Source organism: Pseudomonas helleri (assembly GCF_001043025.1).
GTDB classification, from domain to species: Bacteria; Pseudomonadota; Gammaproteobacteria; order Pseudomonadales; family Pseudomonadaceae; genus Aquipseudomonas; species Aquipseudomonas helleri.
On record NZ_JYLD01000003.1, the window covers coordinates 172,912 to 199,898 of the forward strand.

The 26,987-nt window shown below is 57.5% G+C and carries 22 protein-coding genes; 5 read left to right on the forward strand and 17 right to left on the reverse strand.

The features are described from left to right. Positions 1–45: 45 nt before the first annotated feature. From dnaE to rpsB, 16 genes are all read right to left on the reverse strand, one after another. The gene (gene dnaE / locus TU84_RS06275; RefSeq protein ID WP_048368084.1) at positions 46–3,567 is read right to left on the reverse strand and encodes a DNA polymerase III subunit alpha; all 3,522 of its coding nucleotides are present in this window, start codon (positions 3,565–3,567) and stop codon (positions 46–48) included. A 78-nt stretch (positions 3,568–3,645) separates the two neighbouring features. Continuing rightward, the gene (gene rnhB, locus TU84_RS06280) at positions 3,646–4,272 is read right to left on the reverse strand and encodes a ribonuclease HII (protein ID WP_048368085.1); all 627 of its coding nucleotides are present in this window, start codon (positions 4,270–4,272) and stop codon (positions 3,646–3,648) included. A gap of 14 nt (positions 4,273–4,286) precedes the next feature. Next, positions 4,287–5,414 carry a lipid-A-disaccharide synthase gene (gene lpxB, locus TU84_RS06285; protein ID WP_048368086.1) on the reverse strand — a complete coding sequence of 376 codons (1,128 nt, stop codon included), beginning with the start codon at positions 5,412–5,414 and terminating at the stop codon, positions 4,287–4,289. Between the two features lie 2 nt (positions 5,415–5,416). Continuing rightward, positions 5,417–6,193, reverse strand: coding sequence for an acyl-ACP--UDP-N-acetylglucosamine O-acyltransferase (gene lpxA, locus TU84_RS06290; RefSeq protein WP_048368087.1), 777 nt, complete (start codon positions 6,191–6,193; stop codon positions 5,417–5,419). After that, positions 6,190–6,630, reverse strand: a complete 441-nt coding sequence (gene fabZ / locus TU84_RS06295; RefSeq protein WP_048368088.1) for a 3-hydroxyacyl-ACP dehydratase FabZ — start codon at positions 6,628–6,630, stop codon at positions 6,190–6,192. The genes lpxA and fabZ overlap by 4 nt, the downstream gene beginning before the upstream one ends. A 109-nt stretch (positions 6,631–6,739) precedes the next feature. Beyond that, positions 6,740–7,795, reverse strand: coding sequence for a UDP-3-O-(3-hydroxymyristoyl)glucosamine N-acyltransferase (gene lpxD / locus TU84_RS06300; RefSeq protein ID WP_048368090.1), 1,056 nt, complete (start codon positions 7,793–7,795; stop codon positions 6,740–6,742). Positions 7,796–7,797: 2 nt separating this feature from the next. Next, positions 7,798–8,301 carry an OmpH family outer membrane protein gene (locus tag TU84_RS06305; RefSeq protein WP_048368091.1) on the reverse strand — a complete coding sequence of 168 codons (504 nt, stop codon included), beginning with the start codon at positions 8,299–8,301 and terminating at the stop codon, positions 7,798–7,800. Positions 8,302–8,346: 45 nt separating this feature from the next. Next, positions 8,347–10,695: an outer membrane protein assembly factor BamA gene (gene bamA, locus TU84_RS06310; protein ID WP_048368092.1), complete on the reverse strand. Its 2,349-nt coding sequence runs from the start codon at positions 10,693–10,695 to the stop codon at positions 8,347–8,349. Between the two features lie 75 nt (positions 10,696–10,770). Next, positions 10,771–12,123 (reverse strand): RIP metalloprotease RseP, encoded by a 1,353-nt coding sequence (gene rseP, locus TU84_RS06315; RefSeq protein WP_048368093.1) that lies wholly within the window; start codon positions 12,121–12,123, stop codon positions 10,771–10,773. A 44-nt stretch (positions 12,124–12,167) separates the two neighbouring features. Next, entirely contained in the window at positions 12,168–13,355 is a 1,188-nt protein-coding gene (ispC, locus tag TU84_RS06320) for a 1-deoxy-D-xylulose-5-phosphate reductoisomerase (RefSeq protein WP_048368094.1), read from the reverse strand. Then, positions 13,352–14,158, reverse strand: coding sequence for a phosphatidate cytidylyltransferase (locus TU84_RS06325; RefSeq protein ID WP_048368095.1), 807 nt, complete (start codon positions 14,156–14,158; stop codon positions 13,352–13,354). The genes ispC and TU84_RS06325 overlap by 4 nt, the downstream gene beginning before the upstream one ends. Then, positions 14,158–14,913 carry a polyprenyl diphosphate synthase gene (gene uppS / locus TU84_RS06330; protein WP_048368096.1) on the reverse strand — a complete coding sequence of 252 codons (756 nt, stop codon included), beginning with the start codon at positions 14,911–14,913 and terminating at the stop codon, positions 14,158–14,160. Before uppS ends, TU84_RS06325 begins: the two co-directional genes overlap by 1 nt. 15 nt (positions 14,914–14,928) lie before the next feature. Further along, complete coding sequence (frr, locus tag TU84_RS06335; protein WP_048368097.1) at positions 14,929–15,486, reverse strand: ribosome recycling factor; 558 nt, start codon at positions 15,484–15,486, stop codon at positions 14,929–14,931. Further along, on the reverse strand, positions 15,483–16,226 hold the full coding sequence (gene pyrH, locus TU84_RS06340) for a UMP kinase (protein WP_048368099.1): 744 nt from the start codon (positions 16,224–16,226) through the stop codon (positions 15,483–15,485). Before pyrH ends, frr begins: the two co-directional genes overlap by 4 nt. Before the next feature lie 205 nt (positions 16,227–16,431). Further along, positions 16,432–17,295 carry a translation elongation factor Ts gene (gene tsf, locus TU84_RS06345; RefSeq protein ID WP_048368100.1) on the reverse strand — a complete coding sequence of 288 codons (864 nt, stop codon included), beginning with the start codon at positions 17,293–17,295 and terminating at the stop codon, positions 16,432–16,434. 205 nt (positions 17,296–17,500) lie between these two features. Beyond that, on the reverse strand, positions 17,501–18,244 hold the full coding sequence (rpsB, locus tag TU84_RS06350) for a 30S ribosomal protein S2 (protein ID WP_019411593.1): 744 nt from the start codon (positions 18,242–18,244) through the stop codon (positions 17,501–17,503). A gap of 535 nt (positions 18,245–18,779) precedes the next feature. Here rpsB and map point away from each other — a divergent pair. From map to dapC, 3 genes are read left to right on the forward strand one after another with little or no spacing between them, the layout of a single operon-like run. Further along, positions 18,780–19,562, forward strand: coding sequence for a type I methionyl aminopeptidase (gene map, locus TU84_RS06355; RefSeq protein WP_048368102.1), 783 nt, complete (start codon positions 18,780–18,782; stop codon positions 19,560–19,562). A 39-nt stretch (positions 19,563–19,601) separates the two neighbouring features. Next, positions 19,602–22,301 (forward strand): [protein-PII] uridylyltransferase, encoded by a 2,700-nt coding sequence (locus TU84_RS06360; protein ID WP_048368103.1) that lies wholly within the window; start codon positions 19,602–19,604, stop codon positions 22,299–22,301. 23 nt (positions 22,302–22,324) lie between these two features. Beyond that, a complete protein-coding gene (dapC, locus tag TU84_RS06365; RefSeq protein WP_048368104.1) occupies positions 22,325–23,524 on the forward strand; it encodes a succinyldiaminopimelate transaminase in 1,200 nt (399 codons plus the stop codon). A gap of 107 nt (positions 23,525–23,631) precedes the next feature. Here dapC and TU84_RS06370 read toward each other — a convergent pair whose 3' ends face one another. Further along, the gene (locus TU84_RS06370; protein ID WP_048368106.1) at positions 23,632–25,281 is read right to left on the reverse strand and encodes a Na+/H+ antiporter; all 1,650 of its coding nucleotides are present in this window, start codon (positions 25,279–25,281) and stop codon (positions 23,632–23,634) included. Between the two features lie 237 nt (positions 25,282–25,518). Between TU84_RS06370 and TU84_RS06375 the strand changes: the two genes are divergently transcribed. After that, positions 25,519–25,881, forward strand: a complete 363-nt coding sequence (locus TU84_RS06375) for an ArsC family reductase (RefSeq protein ID WP_048368107.1) — start codon at positions 25,519–25,521, stop codon at positions 25,879–25,881. A gap of 47 nt (positions 25,882–25,928) precedes the next feature. Next, a complete protein-coding gene (dapD, locus tag TU84_RS06380; protein ID WP_048368109.1) occupies positions 25,929–26,963 on the forward strand; it encodes a 2,3,4,5-tetrahydropyridine-2,6-dicarboxylate N-succinyltransferase in 1,035 nt (344 codons plus the stop codon). The last annotated feature ends 24 nt before the right edge of the window (positions 26,964–26,987 follow it).

Consider the following 26,987-nt stretch of genomic DNA (forward strand, 5'->3'; position numbering starts at 1 on the left):
TAAAAATTCAGGTCGAGGTCAGGGCGCGTGTATCGCCCCTGACCGTCAACGGTATTGGAGGAAGACGTTGTCTCGCCCAAACTGGTCACGCAACGCTTGAATCAAGCTGTCTGCCGGATCAATTCGCCAGCTTTCGCCAAACTGCAGCAAAGCCTTGGCGTCTGCGCCGGTGTAGTCCAGGGTGATCGGGCACGCCCCACGGTGTTTTTTGAACAACTCGCCCAAAAAGCGTAATTGATCGCCTTTGAGCGCCGCTTGCGTCACTTTCAGACGCAAACTTTCAGCCAGGCTGGTGCGCGCTTCTTCCATGCTCATCACGCGCTTGACCCGCAAACGCAGGCCGCCGGAGAAGTCATCATTGCTGACCTCACCTTCGACCACCACCATTGCATCAGTCTGCAACAGCGATTGCGCCGAATGGAAGGCCTCGGCAAACAGCGAGGCTTCGATGCGCCCTGAACGGTCGTCCAGGGTGATAAAGCCCATCTTGTCGCCCTTTTTGTTCTTCATCACGCGCAAGGCAATGATCATCCCCGCGACGGTCTGGGTGTCCCGCGCCGGTTTCAGATCAATGATGCGCTGACGGGCAAAGCGGCGGATCTCACCTTCATATTCATCAATCGGGTGACCGGTCAGGTACAGCCCAAGGGTGTCTTTCTCACCTTTGAGACGTTCCTTGAGGGTCAGTTCCTTGGCCTTGCGGTGGTTGGCATAGACATCCGCGTCTTCTTCGACAAACAAACCGCCAAACAAGTCGGCATGCCCGCTGTCGTGGGTGCGCGCAGTCTGTTCAGCCGACTTGATGGCCTCTTCCATCGCCGTCAGCAACACCGCGCGATTCAGGTCGATATGCGCCTGATAAGCCTTCGGCTCGTCATAGAAGTACGGTCCAAGACGGTCCAGCGCACCACTGCGGATCAAACCGTCGAGGGTACGCTTGTTGATCCGCTTGAGGTCAACACGGGCACAGAAATCGAACAGATCAGTAAACGGTCCGTCTTTGCGTGCTTCGGTGATGGCCTCAACCGGCCCCTCACCCACCCCTTTGATCGCGCCCAGGCCGTAAATAATGCGGCCTTCGTCGTTCACCGTGAACTTGAACTCCGAGGCATTCACATCCGGCGCATCAAGACGCAGCTTCATGCTGCGAATTTCTTCGATCAGGGTCACAACTTTGTCGGTGTTGTGCATATCCGCCGACAACACCGCGGCCATGAACGGTGCCGGGTAGTGAGTTTTCAGCCAGGCCGTCTGGTACGACACCAGACCGTAAGCAGCGGAGTGAGACTTGTTGAAACCATAACCGGCAAATTTCTCTACCAGGTCGAAAATGTTACCGGCAAGGTCGGCATCAATATTGTTGTTGCCACAGCCTTCGATGAAACCGCCGCGCTGCTTGGCCATTTCTTCGGGTTTTTTCTTACCCATGGCTCGACGCAGCATGTCAGCGCCGCCAAGGGTGTAACCGGCCATGACCTGAGCAATCTGCATCACCTGTTCCTGATACAGGATGATGCCGTAGGTCGGCGCCAATACCGGCTTGAGGCCTTCGTACTGGTAGTCGGAGTGCGGGTACGCCAGTTCGGCGCGACCGTGCTTACGGTTGATAAAGTCATCAACCATGCCTGATTGCAGCGGGCCCGGACGGAACAGGGCCACCAGTGCGATCAAGTCTTCAAGGCAGTCGGGCTTAAGCTTTTTGATCAGCTCTTTCATGCCGCGCGACTCAAGCTGGAACACCGCAGTGGTCTCGGCTTTTTGCAGCAATTGGTACGTGGGCTTGTCGTCCAGCGGGATAAAGGCGATGTCCAGCGGCGCTTCATTGACCTTGGCGCGGTCACGGTTGATGGTTTTCAGCGCCCAGTCGATGACTGTCAGGGTCCGCAGACCGAGGAAATCGAACTTCACCAGACCTGCCGACTCAACGTCATCCTTGTCGAACTGGGTGACCAGACCGCCACCCTCTTCATCGCAGTAAATCGGCGAGAAGTCCGTGAGTTTGGTCGGGGCGATAACCACACCACCGGCGTGCTTACCGACGTTACGCACAACGCCTTCAAGCTTGCGCGCCATTTCCCAGATTTCGGCAGCCTCTTCATCGACCTTGATGAAGTCGCGCAGGATCTCTTCCTGTTCAAAGGCCTTTTCGAGGGTCATGCCCACTTCGAACGGGATCATCTTCGACAGGCGGTCAGCCAGGCCGTAGGACTTGCCCTGAACCCGCGCCACGTCGCGGATTACCGCCTTCGCAGCCATCGAACCAAAGGTGATGATCTGGCTTACGGCGTTACGCCCGTATTTTTCGGCCACGTACTCAATAACCCGGTCGCGACCATCCATGCAGAAGTCGACGTCGAAGTCGGGCATCGATACCCGCTCCGGGTTAAGGAATCGTTCGAACAGGAGGTCGTATTCCAGCGGATCAAGGTCGGTGATCTTCTGCACATACGCCACCAGCGAGCCGGCACCCGACCCCCGGCCAGGCCCCACCGGCACGCCGTTGCTTTTGGCCCACTGGATAAAGTCCATTACGATCAGGAAGTAACCGGGGAAGCCCATCTGGATGATGATATCCAGCTCGAAATTCAGCCGGTCGACGTACACCTGACGCTTGGCGTCGTAGTCTTCGGTGGTGTCTTTGGGCAGCAGAACGGCCAAGCGCTCTTCAAGGCCTTCAAAGGACACTTTGCGGAAATATTCATCGATGGTCATGCCATCGGGAATCGGGAAGTTAGGCAGGAAGTGAGTGCCCAGCTTCACGTCAATATTGCAGCGCTTGGCAATTTCGACCGTATTGGCCAGCGCCTCCGGCAGGTCACTGAACAGCTCGGCCATTTCTTCGGCGCTTTTCAGGTACTGCTGGTCGCTGTAGTTCTTGGAGCGGCGCGGATCATCCAGCGCCCGGCCTTCACCAATGCATACGCGAGTTTCGTGGGCCTCGAAATCTTGCTGCTTGATGAAGCGCACATCGTTGGTCGCCACCAATGGCGCACCGATCTCATCGGCCAGCGCAACGGCGGCGTGCAGGTGCTCTTCATCATTGGGGCGGCTGGTGCGCTGAACTTCGAGATAAAAGCGCTCGGGGAACACCGTCATCCACTCAAGCGCCAGGGTGCGCGCCTCTTCGGCGTTACCGCTGAGCAGCGCCAGGCCGATCTCGCCCTCTTTGGCAGCCGACAGCATGATCAAACCGTCGGCCGCTTCAGCGACCCACTCACGCTCAATGATCACCTGGCCATTGCGCTGACCGTCGATAAAGCCCCGCGAGATCAGCTCGGTCAGGTTGCGGTAACCCACGGCATTCATCGCCAACAGGCTGATACGGCTCAGCGGGTTATCCGGGTCTTTGTTCGACAGCCACAGGTCGGCACCACAAATCGGCTTGATACCGCCGCCCATGGCGGTTTTATAAAATTTGACGAGAGAACACATGTTGTTCTGATCGGTCACCGCAACGGCGGGCATGTTCATGCCGGCCAGGGTTTTGATCAGCGGTTTGATCCGCACCAGGCCATCGACCAGGGAGTATTCAGTGTGCAGGCGCAGGTGAACGAATGAAGCCGGCATGGTGATCCTGTCTATCAGCTTTGGAAAACAACAAGGCCCGGATTGTACCGGGCCTTGGCAAAAACATCAGCCTCGCGACTAAACCTTGGCAAGGCCTTCACGCGCTTCGTACGCACGGCGAACCGGGCCGAACGAGCGTCGATGAATAGGCGTCGGGCCCAAACGCTCAAGGGCTTCCAGATGGACGGAGGTCGGGTAACCCTTGTGCCCACCGATACCATAACCGGGGTATTGCAGCTCAAAGGCCGCCATCTCGCGGTCACGGCTGACCTTGGCCAAAATCGAAGCGGCAGCAATGGCCGGGACCTTGCTATCGCCCTTGACCACCGCTTCAGCCGGCATGGCCAGCTTGGGGCAGCGGTTGCCGTCAATCATCGCCAGCTTAGGGGTGATGCTCAGCCCCTCTACCGCCCGCTGCATGGCCAGCATGGTGGCGTGCAAAATGTTCAGTTCGTCGATTTCTTCGACTTCAGCCCGCGCAATGCACCAGCTCAAGGCTTTTTCGCGAATCTCATCGAAAAGCTTTTCACGACGCGCTTCAGTCAGTTTTTTCGAGTCGTTGAGGCCCGCAATCGGGCGCTTCGGGTCAAGAATGACCGCTGCCGTGACCACGGCACCGCACAACGGGCCACGACCGACTTCATCAACACCGGCAACCAGGTCTTCAACCTGATTGACCAGATTGAAGTCCAATCCGATTTGCATAGTCACTGTACTCATTAAGATTTTGCGATCAGGCCCAGCACCGCGTCTGCGGCCTGATTGGAAGCGTCGAGACGCAATGTGCGATGGATCTCGTCAAAGCCGCGTGTTTGTTCCTCACCGCCATCCAGCAAAGGCAAGACGGTATCAGCCAGCGCATCTGGCGTTGCAGCATCCTGCAACAGTTCAGGCACCAACAGGCGTTGAGCCAGCAGGTTGGGCAGTGACACGTACGGGCTTTTGACCAGACGCTTGAGGATCCAGAACGTCAGCGATGACAAGCGATACGCAACCACCATCGGCCGTTTGTACAGCAGCGCCTCAAGGGTCGCGGTACCGGAGGCGATCAACACCGCATCACAGGCGGCCAGCGCCAGGTGTGACCGGCCATCGAGCAAGGTCAAAGGCAAGTCACGACCGACCAGCGATTGCTCAATCTGAATACGACGCGCGTTATTGGCGCAAGGCAATACAAAACGGACCTCAGGACGTGCCTGATAGACCTTCTGCGCAGCATCCAGAAACAAACCGCCCAGCTTGCCGACTTCCCCGCCACGGCTGCCGGGCATCAAGGCGATCAGCGGGCCATCGGGCAGGCCCAGCTCAGCACGCGCAGCAGCACGATCAGCTTGAAGCGGGATGGCATCAGCCAACGGGTGGCCGACAAAACGCACCGGCACGCCCTTCTCTTCGTAGAATTTGGCTTCAAATGGGAACAGCGTGAGCATCAAGTCGCAGCCTTCGCGAATTTTCAGCACTCGCTTTTGACGCCATGCCCACACCGACGGGCTCACGTAGTGCACGGTCTTGATCCCGGCACGGCGCAATTGCAGCTCGATATTGAGGGTGAAATCAGGCGCGTCGATACCGATAAACACGTCAGGCTTTTCAGCAATCAGCGTTTTAACCAGCTCTTTGCGGCGCTTGAGCAGCTCACGCAGGCGGCCAAGCACTTCCACCAGGCCCATGACCGACAAGCGCTCCATCGGGAAGTAAGAGCTCATGCCCTCTGCTTCCATCAATGGACCGCCGACGCCAATGAACTCGATATCCCCATGACGGGCCTTGAGCGCACGCATCAGCCCGGAGCCGAGAATGTCACCGGAGGCTTCACCAGCCACCAGAGCAATACGCAATCTGGCCATGATTAGCGCGTAATGCCGCGAGTAGAGGAACGGATCGACTCGACGAACATCGCCACTTCAGGGAACTGCACAGCCGGTTCGGCCAGTTCAGCCAGCGCCTGGTCGACGGTAAGGCCCTGTCGATAGACCACTTTGTAAGCTCGGCGCAGGGCGTGAATGGCTTCATCGCTGAAACCACGGCGGCGCATGCCTTCAAAGTTCATGCTGCGCGCTTCGGCCGGGCTACCGAACACGGTGACAAACGCCGGAACGTCTTTACCGATGGCAGTGCCCATGCCCGAAAAACTGTGCGCACCGATATGGCAGAACTGGTGAACCAGCGTGAAGCCGGACAGGATCGCCCAGTCACCCATGTGCACATGGCCCGCCAGGGCGGCGTTGTTAACCAGAATGCAGTGGTTGCCAATCACGCTGTCATGCCCGATGTGGGCATAGGCCATGATCAAGTTGTGATCACCCAGCGTTGTTTCAGCACGGTCCTGCACGGTGCCGCGGTGAATGGTGACGCCTTCACGAATAACGTTGTGGTCACCAATCACCAGGCGCGTTTCTTCGCCTTTGTACTTCAGATCAGGTGTGTCCTCGCCTACCGAAGAAAACTGGTAGATGCGATTGTGTTTACCGATCCTGGTTGGGCCTTTAAGAATCACATGCGGCCCAATCACAGTCCCCTCGCCGATTTCCACACCTGCGCCGATGATCGACCAAGGGCCGACCTCGACGTCGTCGGCCAAAATGGCCGTCGGATCGATGATTGCGCGAGGGTCAATCAAACTCATAGTTTGCGTTCCGCACAGATGATCTCAGCCGAGCACACTGGCTTGCCGTCAACCGTGGCCTGGCATTCAAATTTCCAGATGGAGCGCTTGCAGCTCAGGAACTTGGCTTCAAGGATCAGTTGATCCCCTGGCAGTACAGGCTGACGAAAGCGCAGCTTGTCGGAGCCGACGAAATAATAGAGCGTGCCGTCAGAAGGCTTCAGATCCATCATCTTGAAACCCAGGATGCCAGCGGCCTGAGCCATGGCTTCAATGATCAGGACGCCCGGCATGATCGGGTGCGCCGGGAAGTGACCATTGAAGAAAGGTTCATTGATGCTGACATTCTTGTAGGCACGAATGCGCTTGTTCTCGACATCCAGATCCACCACTCGGTCCACCAGCAGGAACGGGTAACGGTGGGGCAGATATTCGCGAATCTCGTTGATGTCCATCATTTCGTGGGGAAGCCTGTAATAAAGATTGGGCGCGCGCGACTAAGGCGCGCTCCTCTAGCAAATCAAGGAAGCAAACCAGTGGCTATGCACTCTTGATATGGAAAATGTACTAGCCCTCTGAAGAAGCTTTACCGTCCGGGGTCACTTCCCCGACGCGCTTTTCCAGATGTTTTAGCCGTCTTGCAATGTCATCCAGCTGGCGTATGCGTGCCGCACTTTTGCGCCACTCCGCAGCCGGCTGCATGGCAGTACCGGAAGAATAGGCTCCTGGCTCGGTGATCGAATGCGTCACCATCGTCATGCCAGTCAAGAACACGTTGTCACAAATTTCAATGTGACCGACCAAACCAACTCCGCCTGCGAGCATGCAGTGCTTACCGATTTTAGTACTACCGGAAATGCCTACACACGCGGCCATCGCCGTATGGTCACCCACCTGAACGTTGTGCGCGATCTGGATCTGGTTATCCAGTTTGACGCCATTGCCGATCAACGTATCGGCCAAAGCACCCCGATCAATGGCCGTGTTGACGCCAATTTCGACATCATCACCGAGGGTCACACCGCCAATTTGAGCGATTTTCTGCCAAATACCTTTTTCGTTGGCGAAACCAAAACCTTCGCCACCCAACACGGCACCCGACTGAATCACCACACGCTTGCCGATATGCACATCGTGGTACAGGGTCACACGAGGTGCCAGCCAGCCGTCTTCACCAATGGTGCAACGCGCACCGATAAAGCAATGCGCACCGATGGTGACGCCGGCAGCGATTCGCGCACCGCTCTCAATGACCGCAAACGCACCGATGCTCGCCATTGGATCAACCACCGCATCGTCCGCAATCACGGCCGAAGGGTGAACCCCGGCAGTGGCTTTGGGCTTGGGGTCGAACAAATGGGAAATTCGGGCATACGCCAGGTAAGGATCGGGCACAACCAGCGCATCCCCCGCGTACTCCTCGGCATCCGCCGCCTTGAGCAGTACCGCTCCAGCGTGGCAGTCAACGAGGTATTTACGGTATTGGGGATTAGCCAGAAAGCTCAACTGAGCTGGGCCGGCCTCTTGCAAAGTGGCCAGCCCAGTAATTTCTTTCTCCGCGGAGCCACGCAAGGTGGCCCCGAGGAACTCGGCCAATCGGCCGAGTTTTATAGTCGCGGTCATAATTACTTCAGCTGATTCATGCGCTCAATCACTTGGCGAGTGATGTCGTACTGAGGTTTTACATCAATCACAGCACCACGCTCGAACACCAGGTCAAAGGCGCCTTTCTTGATGACTTCTTCAACAGCGCTGTCCAGTTTTGGCTTCAGCTGTTTCAGCATTTCACGGTCAGCAACGGCCTTGGCTTCGTTCAGCTCCTTGGACTGGAACTGGAAGTCACGGGCCTTTTGCTTGAATTCAAGCTCCAGACGCTCACGCTCGCCTTGCTGCATTTTGTCGCCGCCGCTAACCAGACGGTCCTGGATGCCCTTGGCGCTGCTTTCCAGGTTTTTCAGTTTAGTCAGTTGTGGGCCAAATTTTTTCTCGGCATCCACGGCATAACGCTTGGCAGCGTCGGATTCAAGCAGTGCCATTTGATAGTTCAGCACAGCAATTTTCATGTCGGCAAAAGCCGGGCCCGCTGCCAAGAGCGAAGCCAGGAGAACCAATTGAGTCAACTTACGCACGATGCACTCCTAAAAAATCCGTTGTCTGTATCTATAGTCAGGCTTTTAGAAAGTCTGGCCGAGGGAGAATTGGAACACTTGAGTGTCTGCGTCATCCGGTTTCTTGATCGGCATGGCCAAGCTGAAGCTCAGCGGGCCAAGCGCAGTTACCCATGTCACACCTACACCCACAGAACTGGCCATATTGCTAAAGCTGATATCGCAATTCTTGGTTTCGCCCTTGCAGTTGGTGTCGAACACGTTACCCACATCCCAGAAGACGGAAGTGCGCAGGGAACGTTGATCCTTCACAAACGGCATCGGGAACAGAACTTCTACACCACCCTGGATCAGCACGTTACCACCGAACGGCAGCGGGTCTTGATCCGGGTCGGCAATCGTACCCGGGTTCTTACCGGTACTCGGCGTACTGCGTGGGCCCAGTGCGCTGTCTTTAAAGCCACGTACCGAGTTGAAACCACCCGCGTAGTAGTTCTCGTAGAACGGCAGACCTTCAGTCGAACCGTAACCATCACCATAGCCCAACTCTGTGTGCAGGCGAGCAGTGAAGGTATCGCTCAACGGCTGGAACAACTGTGCACGATAGTCCAGTTTGTAGAACTGCAGGTCGCTGCCAGGAATGGTGGTTTCCAGCACCAAGCTCTGCGACGTACCACGGGTTGGCAACACGCCTTTGTTCAGGGTCGACTCGGACCAGCCAACCGACGCCTTGAAGTTGAGGTACTTGTCACCTTCACGGTTTACGAAGTCGAAGATCTCGTCAACGGTGTAACGACCGGTGCTGATTTCATCCTGCTGAACGGTCAGGCCGTAGGTCAGACGGGAGGTATCGCTGATCGGGTAGCCCATGGTAACGCCAGCACCCAGGCTGTCGACCGAGTAGTTGGCAACGTCAACGTCCAGCTCTTTGTAGTCAGTGGTGCGGTAGAAAACGTTGTAGCCCAGGCTCACACCGTCCGGCGTCCAGTACGGGTCAACGTAGCTGAAGTTGTAACGGCTCTGGTATTCGCTGCGGGTCAGGCCGATGCTGACCTTGTTACCCGTACCCAGGAAGTTGTTCTGGGTAATCGAGCCACCCAGGATCAAACCGGCGCTCTGAGCAAAACCGACGCTGGCGGTGATCGAACCCGACGCTTGTTCTTCAACAGCGTAGTTCACGTCAACCATGTCGTCAGTGCCTGGCACTGCCGGAGTTTCAACGTTCACTTCCTTGAAGAAGCCCAGACGCTCAAGGCGAACCTTGGACTGGTCGATCAGGTAAGTAGAAGCCCAACCGCCTTCCATCTGGCGCATTTCACGACGCAGCACTTCGTCTTCCGACTTGGTGTTGCCGCGGTAGTTGATACGGTTCACGTAAGCACGCTTGCCCGGATCGACCACAAAGGTGATGGCGACGGTGTGGTTTTCAGGGTCTGGCTGAGGCACGCCGTTCACGTTGGCGAAGGTGTAGCCTTCGTTACCCAGACGACGGGTGATCAGCTCGGAAGTGGTGGTCATCAGCTTGCGCGAGAACACCTGGCCTGGCTGAACCAGCAGCAGCGACTTGATCTGATCTTCCGGGACCTTGAGGTCACCGCTCAGTTTGACCGAGCCGACATTGTATTTTTCGCCTTCGTTCACGTTGACCGTGATGTAGACGTTCTTTTTGTCAGGGGTGATCGATACCTGGGTCGAGGCGATATCCATGTTGATATAGCCGCGATCGAGGTAGTAGGAACGCAGACGCTCCAGGTCACCCGACAGTTTTTCACGCGCATACTTGTCGTCGTTCTTGAAGAACGACAACCAGTTGGTGGTTTTCAGTTCGAACAGATCAACCAGGTCAGATTCCGGGAAGACCGTGTTACCCACCACGTTGATGTGCTGGATAGAGGCAACGGTGCCTTCGTTGATGTTGACCTTCAAGGCAACGCGGTTGCGCGGCTCAGGCACCACTTCGGTGTCTACCGTCGCCGAGTAGCGGCCTTGGGCAACATACTGACGTTGCAACTCGTTACGAACACCTTCAAGGGTCGCACGCTGGAAGATTTCGCCTTCAGCCAGGCCCGATTGTTTCAGGCCTTTCATCAGGTCATCAGTGGAGATCGCCTTGTTACCGTCAATGGTGATGCTGGAGACGGAAGGACGTTCGACAACCGTAATGACGAGCACATTGCCATCACGACCCAGTTGGATATCCTGAAAGAACCCGGTTTTGAACAACGCACGAGTGGATTCCACCAAACGGCGGTCATCCGCTACCTCACCCACGTTCAGCGGTAACGCGCCAAACACGCTGCCGGCGGAAACCCGCTGGAGCCCGTTGACACGGATATCAGAGATAGTGAAGGACTCGGCGTGAACTTCGGCGATCATCAGTACGGCGAGAACCGCAGTTAGCAGCAGACGTTTCATGAAGTCCTTTCTTATTCCAACTGGCAATAAACAAACTGCCGCAAAATGCGGCAGATTCGCAATTCAGCGAAGTGTTTACAGTCGTCCCAAGTCGTTGACCAGAGCAAGCAACATCACTCCGACCACCAAACTGATACCGATCTGCATCCCCCAACCCTGTACCCGATCCGACAAGGGACGACCACGCGCCCACTCGATCAGATAAAACAACAAGTGCCCACCGTCCAGGACGGGAATAGGCAACAAGTTCAGAACCCCCAGGCTAATACTCAGATAAGCCAGGAAATTCAGGAAATCAGCAACGCCCGACTGGGCAGAAGCGCCCGCCACTTTAGCAATGGTTATCGGTCCACTCAAGTTTTTTACCGAGAGCTCGCCGAACAACATTTTCTTCAGTGAATCGAGCGTCAATACGCTCATGGTCCACGTACGCTTGACCCCTTCGCCGATGGCGGCGACCGGGCCATAGCTGACTTCGCGAATCATCGCAGGTGGCCAATCGACACCTTTGACCCCTGCCCCCAGATAACCGGTCGCCGCATCACCTTCACCGCGAGCGGCCAGAACCACCGGCACCTCAAGCGCAACACCGTCGCGCTCGACGCGCAAATCTACGCGGGCCGCGGGCCGCAGACGAACCCAGTCCACGACTTGTTGCCAGTCATTGATGGCCTGACCGTTCATGGACAGCAGTTTGTCACCGGTCTTGAGGCCAGCCGCCTGGGCCGGGCCTTTAGGGTCGAGTTCTGCCAAAACGGCTGGCAGCTCAGGGCGCCATGGCCGAATACCCAACGATTTGATCGGATCCGGCTCATCAGCCCCTTTTAGCCAGTCATGCAAAACAAGCTGGTGGGAGCTTTCAACATCGGAATCGGGGCCGCGCACCGCAACCTGAATGGAACCGCTTTCGCCGAGGCGACGCACCAGTTGCAGGTTGACGTTCGACCAGCCCACCGTTGGCTGGCCATCAATTGAAACAATTTCCTGACCGGCTACCAGGCCGGCTTGTGCCGCCAGGCTGCCGCTTTCGACCGCGCCGATCACCGGGCGCACCTGCTGGCTGCCCATCATTGCCAGCACCCAGAAGAACGCAATGGCCAGCAAGAAGTTGGCCACAGGCCCGGCCGCAACGATGGCAATGCGCTGCCCGACGGTTTTACGGTTGAAGGATTGATCGAGCTGGTCGGCCGGAACATCGCCTTCACGCTCGTCGAGCATTTTTACGTAGCCGCCCAGCGGAATCGCTGCAACGACAAACTCAGTGCCCTGACGGTCATGCCAGCGTAAGAGAGGCGTACCGAAGCCCACAGAAAAGCGCAGAACCTTGACGCCGCAACGGCGCGCCACCCAAAAGTGACCGAATTCATGAAATGTGACCAGCACCCCCAATGCCACCAGGGTGCCAACAATCATATAGAGCGCACTCATCTACTTTCTCCGCGATTCTGTCCGGCTCCGACATGTACCACTTGTCAGTTGTTACGGCTCAACCACTGCTCAGCTCGCAGTCGCGCTTGGGTATCTACCGCAAATACAGCATCCAGCTCATCGACTGCAATCACAGGCTCATTGCTTAACACATCTTCAATAAGGTTGGCGATTTGCGGGTAACGAATCTTGCCGTCAAGAAACGCCGCCACCGCCACTTCGTTTGCTGCATTGAGGGTCGCGGGTGCGCTGTTACCCGCCTCGGCTGCTTCCCGACACAGACGCAAACAAGGGAAACGCTGTTCGTCCGGACGCTCAAAGTCCAGCCGCGCAACCGCAAACAGATCCAGCGGCGCAACACCCGAGTCGATACGTTCAGGCCACGCCAGGGCATTGGCAATGGGTGTGCGCATGTCCGGATTACCAAGCTGTGCCAAGACCGAGCCATCCACGTAATCGACCAGCGAGTGAATCACGCTTTGCGGGTGGATCACCACTTCAACCTGGCTTGGCTTGGCATCGAACAACCAGCAGGCCTCGATCAGTTCCAGGCCCTTGTTCATCATGCTCGCCGAATCAACGGAGATCTTGCGCCCCATCGACCAATTGGGATGAGCACACGCCTGATCCGGGGTGACATGTTGCAACAACTCTAAAGGCGTCTCGCGGAACGGTCCGCCCGACGCCGTCAGCAATATCCGCCGCACACCGACCGAACCCAGGCCGCGTGCGTAGTCCTGTGGCAAACACTGGAAAATCGCGTTGTGCTCACTGTCGACAGGCAGCAATACCGAACCGCTGCGACGAACGGCCTGCATAAACAGATCGCCGGTCATGACCAGCGCTTCTTTATTGGCCAAGAGAATTTTTTTGCCAGCGTTAACCGCAGCCAACGTAGGACGCAAACCAGCCGCACCCACGATTGCTGCCATGACCGTGTCAACTTCTGGAGCAGAAGCCACCTGACACAAGCCTTGCTCACCCACCCACACTTCAGTGCCGAGCTTTGCCGCCTGCAAACCGGCCCGCAGTTGGCTGGCTGCACGCTCGTGCGGCACTACAACTACTCGCGGCTTGTGTTCGAGACACAAGGCCAGTAGCTCCGGGATACGGCTAAAACCGCTCAGACCAAAGACCTGATAGCGGTCAGGGTGACGCGCAATAACATCCAGGGTGCTCAGGCCAATCGAGCCTGTAGCCCCCAGCACCGTAATCTGTTGAGGTCGACTCATGATCCGGCAATCCAAAGCAGTACAGCAAACAACGGAACCGCCGCCGTCAGACTGTCGATACGGTCCAGCACCCCGCCGTGACCAGGCAGCAGGTTACTGCTGTCCTTGATACCGGCCTGACGCTTGAACATGCTTTCGGTGAGGTCGCCCACCACAGACACCAGCACAATCATCGCTGCACCCAACAGTGCTGCGATGATTTCGCCAACGCTCCAGCCACGCACCAGACCGACAGCAGCCGTGATCACCAGACTGAGGATCAAACCGCCATACACGCCTTCCCAGCTCTTGCCCGGGCTGACTTTAGGGGCCAGCTTGCGTTTCCCGAACTTGCGCCCGGAAAAGTAAGCGCCGATGTCAGCGCCCCACACCAGCACCATGACCGCCATGATCAGCCAGTTGCCCAGCGCCATCGCCTTGATCAGCACCAGCCCTTGCCAGGCCGGCAGCAAAATCAGCAGGCCAATCACCAGCTTGGTCAAGGTTGCCGACCAGCGCTCGGCCGACTCAGGAAACGTCAGCACCAGCCAGGTTGCAGCGCCCCACCACAAAATTGCGGCGCCCAGCACCCAGGGCGCCAGATCCGGGAAAACGTACAAACCAAACAGCAGCAGAGCCACGAGTACTGCAAAAGCCACCCGCGCCAACTGAGCTTCAAAGCCCGCCAGACGCGCCCATTCCCAGGCACCCAAGGTCACGACCAGGCCTATGAACAGCGCAAAGCCAGACCCTTCGAGCAGGAAAAACCCGCACAAAGCGATGGGCAGCAATATGAGTGCAGTAATGATGCGTTGTTTAAGCATTAAACCCGGGCTCCAGCTTCAACCTGCTCACTCGTTTTACCGAAGCGACGCTGGCGAGAAGCGAAATCAGCCAGCGCATTGCGCATGGCTTCGTGTTTGAAGTCCGGCCAGAACAGGTCGGAGAAGTACAGTTCGGCATACGCCAACTGCCACAGCAGGAAATTGCTGATGCGGTGCTCGCCGCCTGTGCGGATGCACAGGTCAGGCAAAGGCAGATCGCCAGTCACCAGACAGTTTTGCAACAGGCCCGGGGTGATGTCTTCAGGCTGCAGATGCCCCGCCTGAACTTCACGCGCCAGGCGCTGTGCGGCCTGTGCAATGTCCCACTGGCCGCCGTAGTTAGCGGCAACCTGCAGTACAAAGCGATCAGGCCCTGCCGTCATCTGCTCCGCCTCACGCATCGCCGCCTGTAATTCAGGGTGGAAGCGCGAACGGTCGCCGATGATCCGCAAGCTGATGTTGTTGTCGTTGAGGCGCCGGGCCTCACGCCGTAGCGCCTTGAAGAACAAGTCCATCAAGGCGCTGACCTCAGCGGCGGGGCGCTGCCAGTTTTCACTGGAGAACGCGAACAAGGTGAGCACCTCGACCTTGGCCTCGACGCACACCTCAATCACTGCGCGAACTGCATCCACTCCCGCTTTATGCCCGGCAACACCTGGCAGAAAGCGTTTTTTCGCCCAGCGATTATTACCATCCATGATGATCGCGACGTGGCGCGGCACCGATGATGGCTCTGTCTGCTTGGTCTTTTCCATAAAACGCCCAGACCCTTATACGGCCATCAGGTCCGCTTCTTTCGCCTTGGTAGCCGCATCAATGTCTGCCTCGGCCTTGTCGGTCAGCTTCTGAATATCAGCAGCGGCGCGACGCTCTTCGTCTTCGCTGATTTCTTTGTCTTTAACCAGTTTTTTCAGGTCGCTCAACGCATCGCGACGGATGTTGCGAACAGCAACACGCGCGTCTTCAGCGGCGCTACGAGCTTGCTTGGTGAAACCTTTACGGGTTTCTTCAGTCAAGGCCGGCATGGAGATCAGCAGCAGCTCACCCAGGTTGGTCGGGTTGAGGTTCAGGCCAGCGCTCTGGATAGCCTTGTCGACCGCGGCCAGCATGTTGCGCTCAAACGCCACAACTTGCAGGGTACGCGAGTCTTTTACCGTTACGTTGGCAACGCTGCTCAACGGGGTATCGGCGCCGTAGTAAGGCACCATCACGCTGCCCAGGATGCTTGGGTGCGCTTTGCCGGTGCGGATCTGGCCAAAAGCATGGGCCAAGGATTCCAGCGACTTCTGCATGCGCGTTTGAGCGTCTTTTTTGATTTCATTGATCATTGTTGAACTTCCTCGATCAGAGTCCCTTCAGCGCCGCCATGGACAATATTCAGCAAGGCGCCGGGCTTGTTCATATTAAATACACGCAATGGCATTTTATGGTCACGGCACAGACAAATGGCCGTAAGGTCCATAACACCCAGTTTGCGATCCAGTACTTCATCGTAAGTCAGATGATCGAACTTCTCGGCATGCGGGTCTTTAAATGGATCTGCGGTGTACACGCCGTCAACCTTGGTTGCTTTAAGCACCACGTCAGCGTCGATTTCAATAGCACGCAAGCAAGCAGCAGAATCCGTTGTAAAGAACGGATTACCGGTGCCTGCAGCGAAAATCACCACATCTTTAGCGTTCAAATGACGCATTGCCTTGCGACGATCGTAATGATCAGTCACACCAACCATCGAAATAGCCGACATTACGATGGCAGAGATATTCGCACGTTCCAGCGCATCGCGCATGGCCAAGGCGTTCATCACGGTTGCCAGCATGCCCATATGGTCGCCAGTCACTCGATCCATACCGGCCGCGCTCAGGGCAGCACCGCGGAACAGGTTGCCACCACCGATCACCAAACCTACCTGGACGCCGATGCCGACCAGTTGGCCCACTTCCAGCGCCATGCGGTCGAGTACTTTGGGATCGATCCCGAACTCTTCAGAGCCCATCAGGGCTTCACCGCTTAGCTTGAGTAGGATGCGTTTATAGCGAGTTTGATAACCAGCGCCCTGCTGAGCCATTGCGAATCTCTCCTGCCGCGTTTTAAAAAATCTGTGCGAGGCCACTTTCAGCCCGCGCTTACTCTAGCGTGGCGCTGCACAGCAGCACCATCGGAACACGACTTATGCAATCGGTTCCGCAAGAAAAGGGAAAACCCTCTCCCATTTGAAAAGAGGCTGCGCGCGTGAGCGGGCAGCCTCTTCGGGTCGACAGTGTAAAACTGTCTTATTGCTTGGCTGCAGCCAGCTGAGCAGCAACTTCTTCAGCGAAGTTGTCGACTGGCTTCTCGATGCCTTCGCCTACTTTGAAGTAAGTGAAGGAAACGATTTCAGCGCCGGCTTTCTTGGCCAGCTCGCCAACTTTGATCTCTGGGTTCTTAACGAAAGCTTGCTCAACCAGGCTAGCTTCGGCCAGGAACTTGCTGATGCGGCCTTTGATCATGTTTTCAACGATGTTTTCTGGCTTGCCGGCAATCTTGTCAGCATTGAGGCTCAGGAACACCGCTTTTTCACGCTCGATCGCGTCTTCAGAAACTTCCGAAGGCAGCAGGAACTCTGGGTTGCTTGCAGCAACGTGCATAGCGATGTCTTTGGCCAGCTCAACGTTGCCGCCTTTCAGAACAACCGCTACACCGATTTTGTTGCCGTGCAGGTAACCACCGACAACATCACCCTCAACGCGAACCAGGCGACGGATGTTAACGTTTTCGCCAACTTTGCCGACCAGTACCAGGCGATCAGCTTCTTGAGCTTCGATCAGAGGCTCAACAGTCGTCAGCTTGTCAGCGAATGCTTTTTCAACGCTGGCAGCAACGAATGCTTTGAAGTCGTCCTGCAGGGCCAGGAAGTCAGTCTGCGAGTTCACTTCCAGCAGAACTGCGGATTTACCGTCTTCCTTCAGAGCGATTGCACCTTCAGCAGCAACGTTGCCTGCTTTTTTGGCAGCCTTGATGGCGCCGGAAGCACGCATGTCGTCGATGGCTTTTTCGATGTCGCCGCCAGCCTTGGTCAAGGCTTTCTTGCAATCCATCATGCCTTCGCCAGTACGCTCACGCAGTTCTTTAACCAACGCTGCAGTAATCTCTGCCATTTCAAAATTCCTCTTGGATAGGTTTTCAACCATTCCACCCGACCGAACGGGCGTTCAATTCGTATGAAGCCTGCCTCGAGGCTCCCAGCCAGCCGCATTCTGATACAGCAATGACGAGAGCATGTCCAATAAATGGATTTCGAGGTGGCAAAAAGGGGGCCAAGCCCCCTTTTTGCGCACTGAGTAAACGCTAGGCGTTAGTTACTCAGCCTTCAACTACCGCTGCAGCTGGAGCTTCTTCGACGAAAACGTCGGTGCCGCCAGCAACGTGGTTGCGACCACGGATAACAGCATCAGCCATCGCACCCATGTACAGCTGGATAGCGCGGATTGCGTCATCGTTGCCCGGGATGATGTAGTCAACGCCTTCTGGGCTGCTGTTGGTATCGACAACGCCGATTACCGGAATGCCCAACTTGTTAGCTTCGGTGATCGCGATGCGCTCGTGGTCAACGTCGATAACGAACAGTGCGTCTGGCAGACCGCCCATGTCCTTGATACCACCCAGGCTACGATCCAGCTTTTCCAGATCGCGAGTGCGCATCAGCGCCTCTTTCTTGGTCAGCTTGGCGAAAGTACCGTCTTCTGCTTGAACTTCAAGGTCACGCAGACGCTTGATGGAAGCACGGATGGTTTTGAAGTTGGTGAGCATGCCGCCCAACCAGCGGTGATCGACGTACGGCGAGCCGCAACGTGCTGCTTCTTCAGCAACGATCTTGCCAGCGGAACGCTTGGTGCCGACGAACAGAATCTTGTTTTTGCCCTGGGCCAGACGCTCTACGAAAGTCAGAGCTTCGTTGAACATTGGCAGGGTTTTTTCAAGGTTGATGATGTGGATCTTGTTACGCGCGCCAAAGATGTATTTACCCATCTTCGGGTTCCAGTAACGGGTTTGGTGACCGAAGTGCACACCGGCCTTCAGCATATCGCGCATGTTGACTTGGGACATGGTAGTTCCTTAATAAGTCGGGTTAGGCCTCCACGTATCCCAACGACCAACCAGCAGCTTCGAGCTGAAGGCACCCAGGTCATCGTGTCGATACGTGTGTGGGTTTGTGCTCTGCGGGCTATACCCGCAAAGCGGCGCATTTTATATCACAAGACACCTAAAAAACGAAGCGCGAATTCAGACTTTATTGCTAAGCCGTTGTCGCACAAGGATTTGCGCCCTGTAGGAGCGAGCTTGCCTCGCGATCTTTTGATCGGTGGTGTGCCCTTTAACTGCACAACGGCATTTCACCGATTTAGCCCCTACAACGAACCAAGCAGATCAAAAACCCTGATCAAAAGCAGCCCCTTCCTTTTGCTAGAGCCTTGGAATAGGGCCAGAATGCCCCACTCTATTAATAGAAGCGATGGCGCAAGGCTCATGTTTACAGCCGACCGTCTGGTAGAATCGCGTTTTTATGGCGGTGTGTAGCTGAAATAACTCGTCACACACCCGCAACCCCGTTGATGAGCGCTTACGCGCGAAGAGAGCCTGTATGACCGTCACCCTCAAAACTCCCGAGGACATCGCAAAAATGCGTATCGCCGGCAAACTGGCCGCCGACGTACTGGAAATGATCGCTGAACACGTAAAACCCGGCGTCACCACCGAAGAGCTGGACCGCATTTGCCATGACTATATCGTCAATGTGCAACAGGCCATCCCTGCGCCGCTCAACTATAAAGGCTTCCCCAAGTCGATCTGCACCTCGATCAACCACGTGGTCTGCCACGGCATTCCGGGTGACAAGGCGCTGAAGGAAGGCGACACCCTGAACATCGACGTGACCGTCATCAAAGATGGCTACCACGGCGACACCAGCCGCATGTTCCATGTCGGTAAAGTGCCGGTCTGGGCTGAGCGCCTGTCGCAAGTGACCCAGGAATGCATGTACAAGGCCATCGAACTGGTCAAGCCTGGCTGCCGCCTGGGCGATATCGGTGAAGTGATTCAGAAGCACGCCGAAAAGAACGGCTTCTCGGTGGTTCGCGAGTTCTGCGGCCATGGCATTGGCAAGGTGTTCCACGAAGAGCCGCAAATCCTGCACTACGGCCGCGCGGGCACCGGCATGGAACTCAAGGCGGGCATGACGTTCACCATCGAGCCGATGATCAACCAGGGCAAAGCCGACACTAAAGTGCTGGGCGATGGCTGGACGGCGATCACCAAGGACCGCAAGCTGTCTGCGCAGTGGGAACACACCCTGCTGGTGACCGACACCGGTTACGAAATCTTCACCCTGCGCAGCGATGACACCATCCCGCGGGTTTCGGCCTGATAGTAACCCCCACACATCCCACGACAGGAAAGCCAATCGATGCCGCAGGTGGATCCCGAACTTTTTGACCGCGGCCAGTTCCAGGCCGAATTGGCATTAAAGGCAAGCCCGATTGCCGCTTTCAAAAAGGCAATCCGCCAGGCACGCGAAGTGCTCGACGAACGCTTTCGCAAAGGCCGCGATATTCGACGATTGATCGAGGACCGCGCCTGGTTCGTCGATAACATCCTGCAACAAGCGTGGGACCAGTTCAGCTGGAGCGACCAGGCCGATATCGCCCTGGTCGCGGTGGGCGGTTATGGCCGGGGTGAATTGCACCCCTACTCCGACATCGACCTGCTGATCCTGCTCGACAACGCAGACCATGAAATCTTCCGCGATTCCATCGAGCGGTTTCTGACCCTGCTGTGGGACATCGGCCTGGAAGTCGGCCAGAGCGTACGCTCTATCGACGAATGTGCAGAGCAAGCCCGCGCCGACCTGACCGTCATCACCAACCTGATCGAAAGCCGCACCATTGCTGGCCCCGAGCGCTTGCGTCAACGCATGCTCGAAGTCACCAGCACCGACCACATGTGGCCCAGCAAGGAATTCTTTCTGGCCAAGCGTGCCGAGCAAAAAGCCCGGCACCACAAGTACAACGACACCGAATACAACCTTGAGCCCAACGTCAAAGGCTCGCCCGGCGGCCTGCGCGACATTCAGACCATCTTGTGGGTAGCCCGTCGCCAGTACGGGACCCTGAATTTGCGCGCCCTCGCTGGTGAAGGCTTCCTGGTCGAAAGCGAACACGACCTGCTCTCTTCCTCCCAGGAGTTTCTCTGGAAGGTCCGTTACGCCCTGCACATGCTCGCTGGCCGCGCTGAAGACCGTCTGCTGTTTGACCATCAACGCAGCATCGCCGAGTTGCTCGGCTTTACCGGCGAAGACACCAAGCAGACCATCGAAAACTTCATGCAGCAGTACTACCGGGTGGTCATGAGCATTGCCCAGCTCAGCGACCTGATCATCCAGCATTTCGAAGAAGTGATCCTGGCCCCGGAAGACGAAGCGCCACCGACGCCGATCAACTCGCGCTTTCAACTGCACGACGGCTATATCGAAGCCACCAGCAACAACGTATTCAAGCGCACGCCGTTCGCCATGCTCGAAATCTTCCTGCTGATGGCGCAGCACCCCGACATCAAAGGCGTGCGGGCTGACACCATCCGCTTGCTGCGCGAACACCGCTACCTGATCGACGATGATTTTCGCAGCGACATCCGCAACACCAGCCTGTTTATCGAGTTGTTCAAATGCAAAATCGGCATCCATCGCAACCTGCGCCGGATGAACCGCTACGGCATTCTCGGACGTTACCTGCCGGAATTCGGCTTTATCGTCGGGCAAATGCAGCACGACCTGTTCCACATCTATACGGTCGATGCGCACACCCTGAACCTGATCAAGCACCTGCGCAAATTGCAGTACACCCAGGTATCGGAGAAATTCCCGCTGGCCAGCAAACTCATGGCCAAACTGCCCAAGCCTGAGCTGATTTACCTCGCCGGGCTGTACCACGATATCGGCAAAGGCCGCCACGGCGACCACTCGGAGATTGGCGCAGTGGACGCAGAAGCCTTCTGCATTCGTCATCACCTGCCCGCCTGGGATACACGGCTGATCGTATGGCTGGTGCAAAACCACCTGGTGATGTCGACCACCGCCCAGCGCAAAGACCTGTCAGACCCGCAAGTCATCCATGACTTTGCCCAGACTGTGATCGACGAAACCCACCTCGACTACTTATATGTACTGACCGTGGCCGACATCAACGCCACCAACCCGACGCTGTGGAACTCCTGGCGCGCCAGCCTGTTGCGCCAGCTCTACACCGAGACCAAGCGCGCCCTGCGTCGCGGCCTGGAAAACCCGGTCGATCGCGAAGAGCAAATTCGTCAGACGCAAAGCGCTGCGCTGGACGTGCTGGTGCGCAACGGCAACGATCAGGACGATGTCGAGCAGCTCTGGTCGCAGTTGGGCGATGACTACTTCCTGCGCCACACCTCGGCCGATGTGGCCTGGCACACCGAAGCCATCCTGCAGCAACCTGTAGATGGCGGCCCGCTGGTGCTGATCAAGGAAACCACCCAGCGCGATTTCGAGGGCGGCACGCAGATCTTCATTTACGCGCCCGACCAGCACGACTTCTTCGCCGTGACCGTGGCGGCCATGGACCAGCTCAACCTCAACATTCATGACGCGCGCATCATTACCTCCAGCAGCCAGTTCACCCTCGACACCTACATCGTGCTCGACAACGACGGCGATTCGATCGGCAATAACCCGGAGCGCATCGAAAAAATCCGCAAAGGCCTGACCGAAGCCCTGCGCAACCCGGACGACTACCCGAACATCATCCAGCGCCGGGTACCGCGCCAGCTCAAACACTTTGCTTTCCCGCCGCAAGTGACGATCCACAACGACGCCCAGCGCCCGGTCACCGTACTGGAACTCAGCGCCCCGGACCGTCCCGGCCTGCTGGCACGCATCGGGATGATCTTCCTGGAGTTCGACCTGTCGCTGCAGAACGCCAAGATCGCCACCTTGGGCGAGCGCGTCGAAGACGTCTTCTTCATTACCGACGAAAACAATCAGCCATTGTCTGACCCACAACTGTGCATACGTTTGCAGGAAGCCATCGTGGAGCAACTAACGGTCAACAAAGACTCAACCCCAACCTGGCGCCTGAGCATCTAGCCGCCGAGTGAGACCCGCATCCAATGAACAACGCTCTAAACCAGTTGCAGCCTTACCCGTTCGAAAAACTGCGTGCCCTGCTGGGTAGCGTGCAGCCCAACGCCGACAAGCGCCCGATTGCGCTGTCGATTGGCGAACCGAAACACCGCTCGCCCGATTTCGTGGCCAAGGCCCTGGCGGACAACCTCGACCAGATGGCGGTCTACCCGACCACCCTCGGCATCCCTGCCCTGCGCGAAGCGATTGGTCGCTGGGCCGAGCGCCGTTTTAACGTGCCGGCTGGCTGGCTGGACCCGGCGCGCAACATCCTGCCCGTCAACGGCACCCGTGAAGCGCTGTTCGCCTTCACCCAGACCGTGGTCAACCGCAGCGACGACGGCTTGGTGATCAGCCCGAACCCGTTCTACCAGATCTACGAAGGGGCCGCGTTTTTGGCCGGCGCCAAGCCGCACTACCTGCCGTGCCTGGCTGAACAAGGCTTCAACCCGGACTTCGACGCGGTGTCGGTCGACACCTGGAAGCGCTGCCAGATCCTGTTCCTGTGCTCGCCGGGCAACCCGACCGGCGCCTTGATCCCGCTGGCAACCCTGAAAAAACTGATTGCACTGGCTGACGAACACGACTTCGTGATCGCCGCCGACGAATGCTACAGCGAGCTGTATTTCGACGAGCAGACCCCGCCAGAAGGCTTGCTCAGCGCGTGCGTGGCCTTGGGCCGTGAAGACTTCAAGCGCTGCGTGGTCTTCCACAGCCTGTCCAAGCGTTCGAACTTGCCGGGGCTGCGCTCGGGCTTTGTCGCCGGTGATGCCGAGATCCTCAAAGCGTTCCTGCTGTACCGCACCTACCACGGCTGCGCCATGCCGGTGCAAACCCAGCTGGCGAGCATTGCTGCCTGGAACGACGAAGAACACGTGCGCGCCAACCGCGACCTGTACCGCGCCAAGTTCGATGCCGTGCTGGAGATTCTGACGCCGGTACTGGATGTACAGCGCCCGGATGGCGGGTTTTATCTGTGGGCGAATGTCGAAGGGGATGACACAGAATTCTCCCGCGACCTGTTCGCAGAAGAACACGTGACCGTGGTGCCGGGTTCTTACCTGTCACGCGAAGTCGACGGCTTTAACCCGGGTGCAGGCCGCGTGCGCATGGCCCTGGTCGCGCCATTGGCTGAATGCGTAGAAGCCGCCGAGCGGATCCGCGACTTCATCCAGCGCCGCCGCTAAACCCGGCCTACCCGCCCACTGTAGGAGCGAGCTTGCTCGCGATCTTTTGATCTTTTAAAAGCTCGCGAGCAAGCTCGCTCCTACAGGGGATCGGTGTATTCGCTGCCTTACTTCACCGTCCCCAGATTCGCTTCGCTCAAATCCAGATCACGCAAAATCTCGCTGAGCACGTCATCGCCGATCTCATGGTGGCGACGCAAGCTGTAAAGCTCCAGACGCTGTGCCCTGAGCGCCTTGAGGCGCAAGCGGCTTTCCAGCAGGTCCATCTGCGAGGCCAACGCCTGCGCTTCAGCCGAGTCATTAAACACTTCGAGCTGATGACGGTATTCAGACATGATCCGCGCCTTCAATTCAGCCGCCAGTGCTGCTTGGGCCGCGTCTTGCGGGCTATCGGCCGGCTCAACCACGTCTTCGGCTTCCAGTGCATGAATCGCCGCTTCAGCCGTGCGCCGCCAGGCTTCGCGCACTTCTTTGCGCATGGCGTCGTCCGGGCTCTTGGGGATGCCGCGCAACAACAAAGGCAAGGCGATACACGCCGCCACCAGCGACAGCAAAATCACCCCCGCCGCAATAAAGATCAGCAGGTCACGCTCAGGGAAGTCCACCCCTGCGCTGATCAACAACGGCACCGACATCACACCGGCCAAGGTCACCGCACCGCGCACACCACCGACCGTCAGCAACCAGCATGAACGCGCCGTCGGCACCAGGGTCAGGTCGCCCTTGCCGCGCCAGCGACGCAAGAGGCCAAACAGGCGCCAAATGCTCTGCACCCAGATAAAACGCAGCGCCAGCAGCACCAGAAAAATCGCCACCACGTCCAGGCAGCGATAAAACAGGGTCGGCCACAAGGTGGTTTCGTGGCTGACCACCGCCTTGATGATGTCTGGCAGTTGCAAGCCCAATAGCAAGAAGATCAGGCCATTGAAGGCAAACTCCAGCAGCCCCCACACACTGCGATTAAGCAGGCGCGTACTGGTTTGACGCGGCAACAGATCCAGCCAGCTTTGCATCATCCCCGCCGCCACCGCCGACAAAATGCCCGAGGCGCCCAAGCGCTCAGCCAGTACGTAAGCGGCAAACGGCAGCAGCAACATAAACACGACGTGGGTCGCCGGGTCATCCCAGCCGCGACCGATCATCCAGGCCCGCAGGCGCCCCACCAGCCAACTCAGCGCCACACCGATGGCCAGGCCACCACAGGCCACCAGTACAAAGGTCAGGCTGGCATTGGTCAGCGAGAACACCCCGGTGATGGCTGCAACCAGGGCAAATTTGAACGTCACCAGGCCCGAAGCGTCGTTCATCAGGGCTTCGCCCTGAAGCATATGCATCAGCGGGCCGGGCAGGCGGTTCTGGGAAATGGCCGACACCGCCACGGCATCCGTCGGTGACAGTACAGCAGCCAGGGCAAACGCCACCGGCAAGGGAATCGTCGGCAAGAGCCAATGAATGAAGTAACCCGCCCCGACCACGGTGAACAGCACCAAACCCACTGCCAACGTCAGAATCGGCCCACGCAAACGCCAGAATTCACGTTTGGGCATGCGCCAGCCATCCGAGAACAGCAACGGCGGCAAGAACAGAAACAGGAACAGCTCCGGGTCCAGTGCAACGTGCAAGCCCAGGGTTGGCCAGGCCAACACGGCACCCGCAGCAATTTGCACCAACGGCAGAGGTAAAGGGATCACACGCCCCAATAAACGCGAGACTCCTACTAACATCAGCAGGATGAGTACGGTATAGGCGGTTTGCATATCAACAAAATTCCCGAACAATCAGCGTTAACTGAATTCAAACACAGCTAGCAACAATTTTAGATCCAGCCTCATAGTAGCTTCAAATGGCTGACGTCGACCTTGAACATAAGTCTCAATGCGACTACCTGTCACAAGATCCTGCCAAGGTTGCAGGCAGCCTGCGCTCAAGCGCCTCGCCCATGGCATAATCCGCCACCGCTTATTTCCACGCATCTCCAAAGGAGGGGCAATTCAGTGACCGATTCGAGCAAGACGTTGCACCTTTTCGGCATCAAGGCCTGCGACACCATGAAAAAGGCTCGCACCTGGCTGGATGAACATGACGTGCGTTATGACTTCCATGATTACAAAAGCAGCGGTATCGACCGTGAACACCTGACTCAATGGTGCGACGAGCACGGTTGGCAAGTTGTGCTCAACCGCGCAGGCACTACCTTTCGCAAACTCGAAGACGAACAGAAAGCCGATCTCGACCAAGCGAAAGCCATTGAGCTGATGCTCGCCCAACCCTCGATGATCAAGCGCCCGGTGCTCGATCTCGGTAATAAAACCCTGATTGGCTTCAAGCCTGATCTTTATGCGGCGGCCCTTCTCTGAGCCAACTGGCTAAAGCCCGCCCCTTCTTTTTTGTACGAGGTAATTGCATGTCTACTACCCTATTCAGCGCGGCCTTCGGTGTCGGCACTCAAAACCGTCAAGGCGCCTGGCTGGAAGTGTTCTACGCACAACCGCTGATCAACCCGTCGGCCGAACTGATCGCAGCTGTCGCGCCGATCCTGGGCTACACCGGTGGCAATCAGGCAATCACCTTTACCACCGCTCAAGCCGCGCAACTGGCTGAAGCCGTCAAGCCGGTTGACGCTGCCCAGGCCGCGCTGCTGACCCGCCTGGCCGAAAGCCACAAACCACTGGTTGCCACCCTGCTGGCCGAAGACGCTGCCCTGACCTCCACCCCGGAGGCTTACCTGAAGCTTCACCTGCTGTCCCACCGTCTGGTCAAGCCGCACGGCCTGAGCCTGGCGGGCGTGTTCCCGCTGCTGCCGAACGTGGCCTGGACCAGCCAGGGCGCCATCGACCTGGGCGAGCTGGCTGAGCGCCAACTCGAAGCCCGCCTGCGTGGCGAACTGCTGGAAGTGTTCTCGGTCGACAAGTTCCCGAAAATGACCGACTACGTGGTACCGGCTGGCGTGCGTATCGCTGACAGCGCGCGTATCCGTCTGGGCGCCTACATCGGCGAAGGCACCACCGTGATGCACGAAGGTTTCGTCAACTTCAACGCCGGCACCGAAGGCCCGGGCATGATCGAAGGCCGTGTTTCGGCGGGCGTCTTCGTCGGCAAGGGTTCGGACCTGGGTGGCGGTTGCTCGACCATGGGCACTCTGTCGGGCGGTGGCAACATCGTGATCAAAGTGGGCGAAGGCTGCCTGATCGGCGCCAACGCCGGTATCGGCATACCATTGGGCGACCGCAACACTGTTGAGTCGGGTCTGTACGTGACCGCAGGCACCAAAGTCGCGCTGCTGGACGAAAACAACCAACTGGTTAAAGTCGTCAAAGCCCGTGAACTGGCCGGTCAACCAGACCTGTTGTTCCGTCGCAACTCAGAAACCGGCGCTGTGGAATGCAAAACCCACAAGTCGGCCATCGAGCTGAACGAAGCGCTGCACGCTCACAACTAAGCGTTTGTCTGCCACTGACGGGGC